Genomic DNA, 12734 nt, shown 5'->3' on the forward strand with positions numbered 1-12734 from the left:
CCCACTGAATGATCATTGCCGGTGCCCTTGGCCGGAGCCTGGCAGCAGGGGTGTGGTCCGGTCACCGGCACCGGCCACCCGTCATGTGCCCAGGAGGACCCATGCCACAGACCGCCGTCGGCCTCACCCACCGTCTGGTGCCCTCACCCGCCGGCCGAATCCACCTGGTGGAGCAGGGCAGTGGGCCGCTGGTTCTCCTGGTCCACGGCTTTCCCGAGTCCTGGTACTCATGGCGCCATCAGCTGTCCGCACTGGCCGAGGCGGGCTATCGCGCGGTGGCTGTGGACGTCCGCGGCTATGGTCGCTCCTCCCGGCCCGGGGCGGTGGACGCGTACCGGATGCTCAACCTGGTGGAGGACGGCGTTGCGGTGGTGCACGCTCTGGGGGAGCGGGCCGCGGTGATCGTCGGGCACGACTGGGGAGCGACCATAGCCGCGAACTCCGCGCTGCTTCGCCCCGATGTCTTCAGCGCGGTCGGGTTGCTCAGTGTGCCGTACGCTCCGCCCGGCGGACCGAGGCCCAGTGAGGCCTTCGCGCAGATGGGCGGGGCTGAGGAGTTCTACGTCTCCTACTTTCAGCATCCGGGCCGCGCCGAGGCGGAGATCGAGCCCGATGTGCGCGGCTGGCTCGCGGGCTTCTACGCCGCCCTGTCTGCCGACACCATGCCCGGGCCGGGCGCGCCGGATCCCCATTTCGTCAGCCACGGCGGCAGGCTACGTGACCGGTTCCCGGCCGGTCGGCTGCCGTCCTGGCTGGGCGAGCACGACCTCGATGTCTACGCCGCGGAGTTCGAACGGACCGGCATGGCAGGGGCACTGGCTCGCTATCGGAACATGGACCGGGACTGGGAGGATCTGGTCGATTACAACGGCGCCCCCATCACTCAGCCGTCGCTGTTCGTGGGCGGAGCCCTGGATGCCTCGACAGCCTGGATGGCCGACGCGATCAAGGCGTACCCCACAACTCTGCCCGGCCTGGTGTCTTCGCAGATTCTTGCTGGCTGCGGTCACTGGATCCAGCAGGAACGCCCCGAGGAGATCAACCGGTTGCTGACCGACTGGCTTGCCTCCTTGCCCGCCTGACGCATGTGCGCATGACGAGCGCGACTCCCGATGATCAAGGTGACGTCCCTACGGCCACGCACCGCGATGCGCACCGCCGGGCGGGAGTGGGGATGCACGGAGTGACTCCACACTGAGCCTCCGCCGCCTCGAGGGCGCAGGTAAAGGGCTGGTGTGACAGTCCTCCGGGATGCTCACGCTGGTCGAGGGCAACGGTCTGCGAAGTAGGTCATCCGGCAGAGCGGTCGGCTCACCGATTCCAGTCTGCTGTGGCCGGGTGGCCTTCCACATCCGGTCTGCTCGGGAGCCAGTCGGATGGGGCCGGCCGGCCCATGAGCCGCCCCAGCCGCCTGGCTGTCCAGTGCAATGGTCGAGGATGGAGTCATGGCAGGGGAAGCGAACGAGATCGTTCTGAGCAAGCAAGATCTTCGTGAGGTCACCGCGTTCGCTGCAGCGTGCGCGGACGTGGTGCTCGAGGTATTCGAAGGCGACCAGCCGGACGACTTGCGGCCTCGAGAGGCTATCGGCGCCGCGTGGGAGTTCGCTCGAGGTGGTGAGCGAGGGAAGGCTCTGCGCGACAGAGCGTGGGCGGCACTCAAGGCAGCCAAGAGCGCGGACACGCCGGCTGCGCGCGAGGCTGCTCGGGCAGCGATGTCTGCGGCAGGCGCCGCCTACCTGCATCCGCTGGCCAAGGCCACCCAGGTCAAGCACATTCTCGGAGCTGGCGCTTACGCGGCCAGAGCGGCCGAACTCGTCGCCGACGACGATCGGAGCGTTGGTGCCGAACACCTTGAGCAGACGCTGCACCGTGCGACACCGGTCGTCGTTGACGTGCTCAAACGTTTCCCGACGGCGCCGAGTGGCGGCGGACGGGTAGGCGAGCTGATCCGCATGCTGGACGCAGACCTTCGTTCACTTGCCCTCGCTGAGTGACTTCGAACGTGCAGCCGGTGCGGCCCCACCTCCGTCAGCGGTTGACTTCGAGGTTCGTCAGGACAAGCAGGGCATGCGGGAGCTGGGTGGCGTGGGCGAGGTCAGTGCGGAGCTTGGCGAGGATCCGCCAGTTCTTGAGGTGGGCGGCGAAGCAGTGCTCGACTGGCGCGTGTCCGCTGGCGAGGACTCGGTTGGCGTCCTTCTGACCAGCGGTCAGCTTGTGGGTACGGCCGGCATGGAAGCCCGTGACGATCACGGGATCGCGTACGTCGTTGTCCAAGCCGCGGAAGCCGAGGTGAGCGAGAGCGCCGAGGCCAGCGGCACGCACGTGGGCCAGGACGTGGTCGTGGCGGGCAGCGGTGTCGTCGTGGGTGCGGCCGGGTGCGCGTCGCTTCTAGAAAGCTCATCATCGACAAGTACGGCTGGGACCGGCTGCGCCGGTTCGCCGCCCAGGACGTGGCGTGGGTGCGCGGCACGCAGGAACCCGGCGACCGGGTCGAGGCCGGCACCGCCGTCGTCGCGCTCGGCACGGACGGCATGCTCACCCCGGCCGAGGGCATGGGCACTCGCTTCGTCCTGCCCGAGCACGGCCCGTTCATGGCCTGGGCGCAGCGTGCCGCCATCTTCAAGGACGCCGACCACCCGGCCGCGGCCAAGTTGTACCTGACCTGGTGGCTGTCCAAGCAGACCCAGTCCCACTTCTGCATGTGGTCCGTACGCACCGACGTGACCCCGCACAGGGGCTACCGGCCCGTCTGGGACTACCCCAACGCCCACCTCGACGGCTTCGAGCACTTCACGGCCGACCGCGCACGCGTCGAGCGCTTCAAGCAGCACCTCACTCTCTACGTGGATGAGGTGAGCGGCGCCCCGTCCCCCGGGTGGCTCGGCCTGCACCCCGGCCGCTGACGCGGAGGTACCCGCCTCGCCGCCGACCGATCACGGGGCAGCGAGGGGGAGTTGGGGCTTCGACTCGGCAGGGCGATCGTGCACGGCGACGGGTGTCGGGACCGGGGCAGGACGCCGAGGCCATGGCCGCCACGAGTGGGGCCACGAGCGGCCAGCGTGGAGGCCGTCCCGCCGAAGAGGCCCCGCCACCGTTCCCGTGGGCTGTGCTGGGGTGGGCTTTACGAGGCGCGCGTCCCGGGGGGCCTGGGCGGGTCGGCCCCCGGCGTACTCGACTCCAGGGCGGCGAACTGTACTCGGTGGCAGACCGGCTCTGTCTTCTCCGTATCTACGATCATCAACGGGAGGCAGGGCGCCGCCCCGTCGGATAATCCAGGTGCGGTTTGCGCGCTTCGCGTGATACTCCTCCCTGCCATGGGTGATCTTGTGACGGCGCGGCTGGTGCTTCATCCGATGACCGTCGGCGAGGCTGAGCGAGTGGTGGCGGGCGAGTCGGACAGCGATGCCCTATGGGCGCCCGGATACCCCACCGAGGGGGACGTGTTCGCAGCCAGGCGCTTTCTGGACACCTGCGCGAGCACTGGTGATCCCCAGCCTTTCGGTAACTATGAGATCCGTCGCCGTGAGGACGGTCAGGCGATCGGCGGCCTGGGCTTCCACGGCCCCGCGGACGCGAACGGCGGCGTCACGATCGGCTACGGCCTCATCCCGTCGGCGCGAGGCAACGGATACGCCTCCGAAGCCCTTCGCGGACTACTGCTGTTCGCGCGGGCACGCGGCGTCACCTGTGTGAAGGGCGACGCCGACCACGACAACATCGCGTCCCAGCACGTCATGACGGCAGCGGGCATGTTCCCGGCCGGACAAGACGAACGCGTCAGGTACTTCGAACTCGTCTGGACCGAAACGAGGGGCGAATATTGACCCGTGCTCCTAGCCACTGGCGGTCTTCTGCCCAAGTTCTCGCGTGCCGGGCCCAGGGCGGTACCGACGAGGTCGCCCTCCTCGCGGTACCCCTCCCGCCCCGGGGCCTGAAATCTCCCGGTCGAGGAGGGCCCTGAAGCAGGGTCCTTACCGGGTGTGATGTGCACGCGGGGCGGGAGGCGATTCGTCGGTGCGCGCTGACGAGCGGGCGACGGTGGACACCTCCCGGGCGCCGAGGTGCGAGTCGGGCAGCGCGGGCCGGTCGTCCGTCGTGCCCGTCGCCGAGCCCGTACGTCGCCGGTCTACGCGGCGGGTGCGAGTTCGGCGCGGCCGAACAGCAGGGCGTAGCCGGTGGGGAGCTGGTGGAGGATGCGGGTGATCAGGTCGGGGCCGGCGCAGGCGGCGACGGCGCAGAAGACGGATCCGGTGTCCCATCGGGTAGTGGCCAGGGAGGCACCGCTGCGCGCGGCGATGTCTTTGACGAGAGCCCAGCCGGTCAGAGGCTCGGTGTCGGGGATCTGCGCGGTCAGCACGCGTGCGGCTTCCAGGGGCAGGCAGGCGGCCAGGTCGACGCGTTCCTCGCCGGTCACCTGGCGCCCCAGTCCGGCAAGGACCAGGCGGACGGCTTCGTCAGCTCGCTCACGGGTGGGGTAGGCGCCCTCGTAGCGGACCTTCTCCAGCATCTGCTCGTACGCCGTCCCGTACGGTTGCCGATGCTCAAGCGGAGTGTGCGCGTCGGAGATCACTGCAGATGCCTTTCGTGGAGCTGGGACGGCCGGGGTGGTGCCAAGCGCGGCGCCACCGGTCGTGGGGTCAGGTGGGCTGGGGGCGCTGCCAAGCGCGGCGCCACCGGTCGTGGTCAGGTGGGCTGGGGGCGGCCGAAGAGGAGGTCGTAGCCGACAGGGAGCTGAAGCAGGATCTGCCCCAGGAGGTCCTCGCCGACGGCGTCGACGACGGTGGACAGCACTGCGCTGACGTCCCAGGCCGCGGTCTGCTCGGTGGCGCCCTCGATCCAGGCGGCGGTCGCCCGGACGAACCGCTCCGGGGGCAGCGGCTCGGCGCTCCGCAGCGGGTTGAGCAGGATCAGGGCGAACTCCTCCGGCAGGCGCGCCGCCAGCTGGGCGCGGACGTCGCCGACCAGGTGCGCGCCGAGCAGGGCGAGCACCACGCGGGCCGCGCGCTCGGCTTCCTGCAGGGTGTCGTACTGGCCGCGTTCCTTCACGTGTCCGAGGAATGCTTCGCGTCGCAGTGTCATCACAGCTGCCCCCCTTCTTCTCCGGATTCCATGCAGGGTGCGGAGGGTGGGGTGAGGGGGAGACCCGAGTGCCCGCCCTCCGTACCTCGTCCGGCCGGTGTCAGCCGGCGATCTCCTTGTGGCCGGTCCCGACGCCGAGGGAGATCTTGCGGGGCTTGGCGCGCTCGGCGATCGGGATGCGCAGGGTGAGCACGCCCGCGTCGTAGTCGGCCTGGATGTGCTCGGTGTCGAGAGTGTCGGCGAGCACGAGCCGGCGGGAGAAAACGCCCAGCGGCCTCTCGGACAGCTCCATCTGCACGTCGTCGGCCTTCGTCACCGGCCGCCGCTCGGCCTTGACGGTGAGCATGTTCCGCTCGACGTCGATGTCGATCGCGTCCGCGGGGACACCGGGAAGGTCGAAGGCCACCACGTACTCGTCGCCCTCGCGGTAGGCGTCCATCGGCATCACCGACGGCCGTGACCAGGTACCCGGGCCCATCAGCTGCTGCGCCAGCCGGTCCAGCTCACGGAAGGGGTCAGTGCGCATCAACATCGGAGAAGCACCTCCAAGGTCTTGGGCAGTTGCTGCATGCGCTCACTGACACCGTTGTAACATGTCATCCAATGGATGACAAACATGGCGTCATCGATATGATGACAACCCGAGGGAGGTGTCCGTGACCGCAGCCGACCCGCCGGCCACGAGCAGTACGAACACCCACGGCCCGGCGTCGTTCGTCGCCGCCGTTGCGGCCCTGAACGCCATAGACGACGCCCTGCGCGACGCCCAGCGGGACACTCCGGACAGGCCCGACGGCCCCGGCCCCGGTCCTGGGCCGGAGCAGGCGCTGGCGTCCCTGACGCTGCTGCGGCAGGTGCGCGAGCTGCTCGCCGGATGGGAGACCGGCCTGATCGAAATCGCCCGGGACGCGGGCGCCAGCTGGGCCGATCTCGCCCAACCCCTCGGCGTCGCCAGCCGTCAGGCTGCCGAACGCCGCTATCTACGCGGCCGCCCCGGCCCCAGCGGGACCACCGGCGAGCAGCGTGTGACGGCCACCCGCCAGGCCCGGGCCGCCGAACGCACCACCGCCGCCTGGGCCCGCGCCAACGCCGCTGACCTGCGCCGCATCGCGGGCCAGATCACCGCCCTCACCGACCTGCCCGCCGCCGCCCGCCGCCCGCTCGACAAGCTCCATGCGGCCCTGGCCCACGACGACCCCGCCGACCTCATCGTCCCCCTGGCCGCCACCCGCCCCTACCTGCCAACCACCCACCCCGACCTCGCCACCCGGCTCGACACCCTCACACCCCCCTGAAAATGCGGCCGCCGACTCCGTCGAACCCCTAGCGCGGCAGCCCGACGACGGCGCCGAGCAGATGCTCGCCACCCCCACGTCAGTCTCGGGCCGCGACACTCTCGACCATGACGTCGAAGAGTCGGGCGATCGGGGGACCCGTCCGGGCAGGCAGGACGCGTGGCCTCATCTCTGGCGAAAGGTTGTCGATGCGTCTCCATCCAGGCGAGACCGAGGCCGTCGGCTGGCGGGTGGTGTCCGTGCTCGCCGCCGTCCGGCAGCTATGCGATGCTTCACCCGACGTCATCGGACGTCCGCGGGTGATCGGGATCGACGGCCGAGGCGGCGCCGGCAAGACGACCCTGGCCGAGCGGCTGCGCAAGGTGATGCCCCACTCCGCCGTCGTGCACACCGACGACGTCGCCTGGAACCACGCCTACTTCGAATGGGGCGCTGTGCTGGTCGAGAACATCCTTCGCCCCCTGCGCCGGGGTGATGCAGTGGACTTCCGCCCTGATGCCTGGATCGCCCACGACCGGCCCGGATCGATCACCATTCCCGCCGGTGCCGACTTCATCTGGGTCGAGGGCACCGGAATCATCCGCGAAGAGCTTGCCCCGTGGTTGGACGCCTCCGTGTGGATGCAGGGCGACCTCGATGAGCAAGAGCGCTTGTTGATCGCCCGCGACGGCGGCTCCCCTGAGCAGTTGGAGCACGTGGCGAACTGGCTGCTGGAGGAACAGCCGTTCATGCTACGAGAAAAGCCGTGGGCCCGAGCCACCATGATCGTCGCCGGCCCTCCTGCGATCGCCCATGACTCGAACACCGAGTTGGTCGTCGCCCCGCCGACCAGCCCTTAGAACTCCTAACGAAATGATCTTCGAGTTGGTTGGATCACTCCAGGACCGATGATCCGGGGGTGCGGGGTGGCTCGGCCGAAGCCGTGGGAAGCCGATGACGAGCTGTGGGCAGTGATCGAGCCAGTGCTTCCCAAGGTCGAGCGTCGGAACCGGCATCCGGGACGCAAGCGGCATCCGGATCGGCTCGTGTTCCAGGGCATCCTGTTCGTCCTGCACACCGGCATCGCCTGGGAACACCTGCCGCAGGAACTCGGCTTCGGCTCGGGCATGACCTGCTGGCGCCGCCTGGCCGAGTGGACCGACGCGTGTGGCCCCGGCTGCACGAGGCCCTCCTGGCCAAGCTCCGCAGCGCAAACGCCCTGGACTTCTCCCGGGCGGCGGTCGACGGCTTCCACATCCGCGCGTTAGAAGGGGGAGCCAAGACCGGACGAAGCCCTGTCGACCGGGGCAGGACGGGCAGCAAACACCACCTGATCACCGACGCCACCGGCATCCCGCTCGCCGCCACCCTGACCGGCGGCAATCGCAACGACGTCACCCAGCTGATCCCGCTCCTCCAGGCCGTGCCGCCGGTGCGGGTCAAGCGCGGCCGGCCCCGGCGCCGACCGGACGTGGTGCTGGGCGACCGCGGCTACGACCACGACAAGTACCGCCGTCTCGTCTGGGACCTCGGCGTGAAGCCGTTGATCGCCCGCCGCGCCACCAAGCACGGCTCCGGGCTCGGCACCCAACGCTGGGTCGTGGAACGCGTGTTCGCTCATCTGCACTGGTTCCGCCGCCTGCGGATCCGCTGGGAGATACGCGACGACCTCCATGAAGCCCTCCTCACCCTCGGATGCGCACTCACCTGCTGGCGGCGCCTGGCCGCAGTTCAGCGCCGCCATTCATAGGCACCCGGTGAAGACTCCAGCACTTCGCCCGGCCACTCCTGCAGCACCTGCCCGAGCAGCTTTCGCTGCTCGTCGATCCAGCCATCTTCAAGACTCATGGGAAGGAACACGGAGACGCATGAACTGCCCAGATCTTCCACACGGACAGCGACAGCCTCATGCTCCTTGTTATACGGCTGGATCTTGATCTCGGGGCTGTGGTCGTCGTCCCTCCAGCAGATGTCCTGACCGGCAGCAAGCAGGTCCAGAGCACGGGACCACTCCTCCAGGTCGGCAGGGAACAGGGACATGTCCAACCGACCGCTGACGAAGCTGCTGGTCACAATGACCTCTGCATCGAGCTGGTCGTGAAGATGCAGCACGCCCGGCGACCTACGCCCCAGCACACGCACCCGGAAGCTGTTGTCGCCATCCGAGAGGCTGATCAGTTCCACCCTGCACCCACTGCCCTGCCCGCTCACATCTGTCAGAACTCAGGATCTCTGAACCAGATCAACGGGCACAAGCAGGTTGTCCCCCCTCATTTCGTTAGGAGTTCTTAGGGGCAATGCCGTCGGCGTCGGGTCAGGGCCTGTGGGCGGTCGTGTTCAGAGTGCGGATTTCGCTGCCTAGGTGAGGCTGGTCGCGATGGACCGCAGGGTGTGACATGGCGACAGTTCGCTGATGACCAGGGGAAGCTCGTCGAGCCGTACCTGTCGATGAGTGGGTACAGCCGGGCGGGGGTCAGGCGGGCGAGGTGTCGGGGCGGGCGTCGTACACGGCGCGGGCGGCGTCGATGTGCGTCAGGTGCGTGAGGCTCCCACTTCAACAGGGGTGCGGTGGCTTCGCGGAGAGTCCTGCCCATCGGGGTGAGTTCGTAACTGACGTGCGGCGGCATGACGTTGCGGACGGTCCGTGTGAGGATCCCGTCGCGCTCCAGGTCGCGCAGGGTGACGGTGAGCATACGCTGGCTGATCCCGTCGACGGCCCGCTTGAGCTCGGTGAAGCGGCGCGGCCCCCGGCTGAGGTTACGCACGATCAGCAGCGACCACTTGCCGCCGACGATCCCGAGTACTTCACGTTGCCTGGCACGGGTCCTGCGGTCGTGCCGGCCGCGACTCGCCGCACACTGTGCCGCTCATGGTTACCTCCAGAGAACCGGGGCACCGCAATGTGCCTTATTGATCGAGGCGCGGCGGGTGCAGCACGATGATCTCGGTTCCTGAGGAGTACTGAGGCACGAAGAGGAACGCCGCTGCCCCGCGAGCGGGGCGCGGTAGTAGAACGGTGTGCCCTGCGAACCGCCAGGCCGGTCACCGGCCCTTTTTGTTGAACCATCCGAGCGACTGGACGACGGACGCGCCGATAACGAGGATGCCGAGAGGAACGATCGTGAACCAGGTGGCATCGGCTTTCATGGCCGCGAGCAGGGCGATGGCGCCGAGGGCCAGCGCCAGGAGCACGAGCATGCCCAGAAGGACACGAATCTTGGAAACCAACGGAAGACTCTCCCATGTTCGGCTGGGCTCTATTGACCAGAACAGCGTTCGCTACCTGTTGGAGAGCTGCCGACGGTTGCTAAGTCGAGGGGGCAGTAAGTTCCCCGGCGTGACACCGCGGCTCCGTCAGGAAGCTCATCGGCGAGTCTCCCCAACGCCGCCCTACCGAGGCGCCAGTAGAACTACGTAATCGCATACGTAGGTGCACCGGTCCGGGCCGGGGGAGCGGCGAGCCGTACAGTGGGCCCTCGCCAATCTCACCTGCCGGATGGGTAGTTGGCCTGTGCCACGAACGCCCCGGACAGCTCGTTGGCGAAGCCTTCCACTTGGCGGTGTCCGGGGCCGTGGCGACGGTGACCCCCAAGAAAGCGGCGGATCTGGCCGAGCGGATCGCTCATGACGGGCTGAACGTGCGTGACGTCGCTGAGGACCTGAAAGGCTGGACGAGCCGCCCCGCGAGGTGAGTCGACAGCGCACTTCCAACAGGGGAGTTGCGGCACTTCGCAGCCGCAGCACGCCGCCGGCCGACGCAGGCCGTGGCGGTCCGCGGCCCGGCTGATCAGTGACGAGGTCAGCTCCCCGGCCAGCGGCACGGTCCGTAACACCCCTGCTGCCACAGCTTTCCCTCTCAGCGGGGACGACGGCTCTGCACGCCGTCCAGGAGGAGGCTCGAGGCGAGGCCAACCGCGGCCGCTACGTCCTACTCCTCCGGCTCCCAGGCGCGGAGCAGGTCGAGCAGCCCTGCGTCTCCGTCAACGTGCAAGGAGTCGGCTGGGATGCGGTCGTACAAGTAGAGGACCAACTCACTGGCCGTGCCATGAATGGAGGCGCCAGCCACGTCCGAGTCCTCGCCGATCGCTGCAGTGGGCGCGGGGATGCGGGTGGAGCGTGCGCCGTCGCTGTCGACCGTGAGGCGCCAGGAGCGGCCCTCGGCGGTGTGGAAGGCGAAGGCCGTGGGCTTGTGCGGCCAGGCGCTGGGCGTCGCGACGCAGGTGAACAGGAACTCCTCGACACCGTCGAGCGCGACCCCGGTCGGCAGCGGCTGCGGGGCGCCCGCGGCGAGCTGGGCGTCGTAGGTGTGCACCGTGGTCTCCTGGACCCGGTGCCGGGCGACTCCGCCGGAGGTCCGCGGCGTCTGCAGGGGACTCCACCACGCCCAGCAGTCGGCGTCCGGGCCCGCCTCCCGCAGGGCGCTCAGCAGGAGCCGCGTCGACGCGGCCAGCCAGGCCAGCAGGGCCTCACGCTCCCGTGGCACTTCCAAAGCGGCGCGCGCAGTGGTGGCCTCGGCCGGGGGAGCGTCGGCAGGCCCCGCGCCGACGATGGCGGCCCAGAAACGGTCTCCCCCACCCAGGTGCTTCACCAGATCGAACAGCGTCCACCCGGGGCAGGTCGGCACCTGTGCGTCGAGGCTGGGCGCGGCGGCGACCGCAGCGTGGAAGGCGGTCGACCGTTCATCGATCAGTCGCAGCAGGTCAGGGAACTCAAGATTCTTCTCCACACCGGATGTCTATCACCGTGCTCCGATGATCGGACAGAGGGTTTCACAGCCGCCGCCGGTTGGCCGACGCGGACGTCGGCCTCGCCTCCCCTTGCGCGGGTGACAAATGCCTCGGAGCGAGAGATGACGAAACCGTCTTTTGGCTGGCTTCCTGCGCATCATTCCTGACGGGTGCGTCGCGGATGTGAGGTCAGCACGTTGCCGGGCGGGCGCCGCGACACCGCGGGGTCGGGATGGGTGGGCGCGCCGGCGCGCACAGCCTCCCAGGCGGCTCCGCCGACGCCCACGAGCGGCGCAAGGAAGTACGACGGATCCCCTCCGAGCACTCGAAACACGCGCCGGTCACCCAGCGTGATCACTTCGCGCTCGTGGAAGCCGTGCCGGAACCCGTATCGGTGCCGGAGCCCGTTGTCGTGAACAGGGCCAGTGTCAGGTGATGCTGGGTGCGGGTGGGGTCCAGCGGTGGGTGCGGGGCACGGTGGCGGTGAGGCCGTAGTCGTTCTTGAGTTGTTCGGGGATGGCGTAGTGCATGACGCGTCCGCGGGTGAGGGAGGACAGTTCGATGTTGGTGGTGAAGTGGCCGAGGCGGTCCAGTGCCCAGGCGCCGAGCGGTGAGCGGTCTTCGATGGTCTCCAGGATGCCGAGCAGGTGGGGGACTGCTTTGACAGCGGTGTCCCAGGGGGTGCGCGGGACGTGGAGCCAGTCGGCGCAGGTGTCTCCGATCAGGTGACGGATCAGGGCGGAGACGATCGGGTCGAAGAAGGTGCCGGGGACGACTTCCTCGTACAGGTCGATCAGCTGCCGGGTGAGGTGTGCGCCCTCTTCCGAGGGTGCCATGTGCCGGATCATGTACCGGTCGAGGAACTGGCGTGCCTCCTCCAGGGTTTTGGGGACGGTGTCCTGGTCGACGCCGAGCATCGCTCCGACGACTCGCCAGGCGTAGAAGTAGGCCTCGGCGCCCTCGGTGGACATGTGGATGCCGAGGCGGTGCAGGGAGTCCAGGACGAGCAGGGAGAAGAACATCTGCCCGCCGATCATGTCCTCCTGGCAGATCGGCACGCCCTGCGTGGCGGTGTCCCAGCGGTTCTCACGCTTGAGGTGGTGGCGGATGGAGGCGTGCAGAAGGCGGACCTTCTGGGCCGCCGGGATGAAGCGGCTGCCGGCCTCGAACGCGCCGGGCTGCATGAGGTAGACGGTGAACTGGCCGGTCTCCGCCATCCGCTTGGAGGGGTACTTCAGCCCGTGGGTGGCCGACAGCAGCTTCGCCACGTGCGGGACGACGTAGCAGGCCGGCATGGAGGCGAACGACAGCGCGGTGGAGATGTGCACGTTGTTGTCGATGAAGAACAGGCGGGCCTTTTCCATCTCCGCCCAGTCCACCCAGGCCGGCGGGGCGCCGGTTGCCTGGAGGTATTCCCGGGCCACGTCGGGCAGCCCGTCGGGCAGGGGAGCACCGGCGGTGGACACGTACCGCATGAGGGTGTTGAACGTGCCGACCTCGCCACGCTCGAACAGGGTGGCGACGGTGGCGTCGGCGAGTTCGTCACCGGCCTGGCGCAGGGCGTCCATCGACGCCTCGGTGTAGGTCATCACAGGGCTCCTTGGTCGTGCGGGGCGAGGGGGGGTGGGAGCGCGGGCACGCGACGCCACGGTGC

14 protein-coding genes and 2 pseudogenes are annotated in these 12734 nt (G+C 69.0%); 7 read left to right on the forward strand and 9 right to left on the reverse strand.

Annotation, left to right across the window (positions count from 1 at the left end):
• Window positions 1-101 precede the first annotated feature (101 nt).
• Both H4687_RS43895 and H4687_RS43900 read left to right on the forward strand, forming a co-directional pair.
• Window positions 102-1082 carry an alpha/beta fold hydrolase gene (locus H4687_RS43895; RefSeq protein WP_046913539.1) on the forward strand — a complete coding sequence of 327 codons (981 nt, stop codon included), beginning with the start codon at window positions 102-104 and terminating at the stop codon, window positions 1080-1082.
• A gap of 363 nt (window positions 1083-1445) precedes the next feature.
• Complete coding sequence (locus H4687_RS43900; protein WP_046913547.1) at window positions 1446-1994, forward strand: putative immunity protein; 549 nt, start codon at window positions 1446-1448, stop codon at window positions 1992-1994.
• Between the two features lie 34 nt (window positions 1995-2028).
• Here H4687_RS43900 and H4687_RS43905 read toward each other — a convergent pair whose 3' ends face one another.
• Complete coding sequence (locus tag H4687_RS43905; protein ID WP_046913540.1) at window positions 2029-2322, reverse strand: transposase family protein; 294 nt, start codon at window positions 2320-2322, stop codon at window positions 2029-2031.
• 53 nt (window positions 2323-2375) lie between these two features.
• Here H4687_RS43905 and H4687_RS43910 point away from each other — a divergent pair, with 53 nt between their 5' ends.
• Together H4687_RS43910 and H4687_RS43915 are read left to right on the forward strand one after the other, a co-directional pair.
• Window positions 2376-2903 carry a type 2 periplasmic-binding domain-containing protein gene (locus H4687_RS43910; RefSeq protein WP_225967002.1) on the forward strand — a complete coding sequence of 176 codons (528 nt, stop codon included), beginning with the start codon at window positions 2376-2378 and terminating at the stop codon, window positions 2901-2903.
• Between the two features lie 411 nt (window positions 2904-3314).
• Window positions 3315-3824 carry a GNAT family N-acetyltransferase gene (locus H4687_RS43915; protein WP_046913549.1) on the forward strand — a complete coding sequence of 170 codons (510 nt, stop codon included), beginning with the start codon at window positions 3315-3317 and terminating at the stop codon, window positions 3822-3824.
• Window positions 3825-4126: 302 nt separating this feature from the next.
• On the opposite strand, the gene H4687_RS43920 is transcribed toward H4687_RS43915, so the two are convergent.
• From H4687_RS43920 to H4687_RS43930, 3 genes are all read right to left on the reverse strand, one after another.
• On the reverse strand, window positions 4127-4570 hold the full coding sequence (locus tag H4687_RS43920) for a DUF2267 domain-containing protein (RefSeq protein ID WP_046913541.1): 444 nt from the start codon (window positions 4568-4570) through the stop codon (window positions 4127-4129).
• 113 nt (window positions 4571-4683) lie between these two features.
• Complete coding sequence (locus tag H4687_RS43925; RefSeq protein WP_046913542.1) at window positions 4684-5079, reverse strand: DUF2267 domain-containing protein; 396 nt, start codon at window positions 5077-5079, stop codon at window positions 4684-4686.
• Between the two features lie 100 nt (window positions 5080-5179).
• A complete protein-coding gene (locus H4687_RS43930; protein ID WP_046913543.1) occupies window positions 5180-5611 on the reverse strand; it encodes an Hsp20/alpha crystallin family protein in 432 nt (143 codons plus the stop codon).
• Window positions 5612-5735: 124 nt separating this feature from the next.
• Here H4687_RS43930 and H4687_RS43935 point away from each other — a divergent pair, with 124 nt between their 5' ends.
• The 3 genes and pseudogenes from H4687_RS43935 (at window position 5736) to H4687_RS43945 (ending at window position 8103) form a co-directional block, all read left to right on the forward strand.
• Window positions 5736-6374, forward strand: a complete 639-nt coding sequence (locus tag H4687_RS43935; RefSeq protein ID WP_050398120.1) for a hypothetical protein — start codon at window positions 5736-5738, stop codon at window positions 6372-6374.
• Window positions 6375-6613: 239 nt separating this feature from the next.
• Complete coding sequence (locus H4687_RS43940; RefSeq protein ID WP_233443311.1) at window positions 6614-7213, forward strand: uridine kinase family protein; 600 nt, start codon at window positions 6614-6616, stop codon at window positions 7211-7213.
• A gap of 48 nt (window positions 7214-7261) precedes the next feature.
• Window positions 7262-8103, forward strand: a pseudogene (locus H4687_RS43945) (IS5 family transposase).
• Here H4687_RS43945 and H4687_RS43950 read toward each other — a convergent pair.
• From H4687_RS43950 to H4687_RS43970, 5 genes and pseudogenes are all read right to left on the reverse strand, one after another.
• Window positions 8085-8537 carry a DUF5959 family protein gene (locus H4687_RS43950; RefSeq protein WP_046919599.1) on the reverse strand — a complete coding sequence of 151 codons (453 nt, stop codon included), beginning with the start codon at window positions 8535-8537 and terminating at the stop codon, window positions 8085-8087. The pseudogene H4687_RS43945 and the gene H4687_RS43950 sit on opposite strands and share 19 nt — an antisense overlap.
• Window positions 8538-8826: 289 nt before the next feature.
• Window positions 8827-9224: pseudogene (locus H4687_RS43955) on the reverse strand (winged helix-turn-helix transcriptional regulator).
• A gap of 171 nt (window positions 9225-9395) precedes the next feature.
• Window positions 9396-9551, reverse strand: coding sequence for a hypothetical protein (locus H4687_RS43960; protein WP_005477440.1), 156 nt, complete (start codon window positions 9549-9551; stop codon window positions 9396-9398).
• A gap of 730 nt (window positions 9552-10281) precedes the next feature.
• Complete coding sequence (locus H4687_RS43965; protein ID WP_046919592.1) at window positions 10282-11079, reverse strand: maleylpyruvate isomerase family mycothiol-dependent enzyme; 798 nt, start codon at window positions 11077-11079, stop codon at window positions 10282-10284.
• A 429-nt stretch (window positions 11080-11508) separates the two neighbouring features.
• Window positions 11509-12669: an oxygenase MpaB family protein gene (locus tag H4687_RS43970; protein WP_046919591.1), complete on the reverse strand. Its 1161-nt coding sequence runs from the start codon at window positions 12667-12669 to the stop codon at window positions 11509-11511.
• Between the last annotated feature and the right edge of the window lie 65 nt (window positions 12670-12734).

Origin of the sequence: Streptomyces stelliscabiei (assembly GCF_014873495.1) — a bacterium.
GTDB lineage: Bacteria > Actinomycetota > Actinomycetes > Streptomycetales > Streptomycetaceae > Streptomyces > Streptomyces bottropensis.

Coding starts and splice junctions, on each gene's coding strand:
- H4687_RS43900 (WP_046913547.1), top strand. CDS start 1,446: ATGGCAGGGGAAGCGAACGAGATCGTTCTGAGCAAGCAAGATCTTCGT.
- H4687_RS43915 (WP_046913549.1), top strand. CDS start 3,315: ATGGGTGATCTTGTGACGGCGCGGCTGGTGCTTCATCCGATGACCGTC.
- H4687_RS43925 (WP_046913542.1), bottom strand. CDS start 5,079: ATGACACTGCGACGCGAAGCATTCCTCGGACACGTGAAGGAACGCGGC.
- H4687_RS43930 (WP_046913543.1), bottom strand. CDS start 5,611: ATGTTGATGCGCACTGACCCCTTCCGTGAGCTGGACCGGCTGGCGCAG.
- H4687_RS43895 (WP_046913539.1), top strand. CDS start 102: ATGCCACAGACCGCCGTCGGCCTCACCCACCGTCTGGTGCCCTCACCC.
- H4687_RS43960 (WP_005477440.1), bottom strand. CDS start 9,551: ATGCTCGTGCTCCTGGCGCTGGCCCTCGGCGCCATCGCCCTGCTCGCG.
- H4687_RS43970 (WP_046919591.1), bottom strand. CDS start 12,669: ATGACCTACACCGAGGCGTCGATGGACGCCCTGCGCCAGGCCGGTGAC.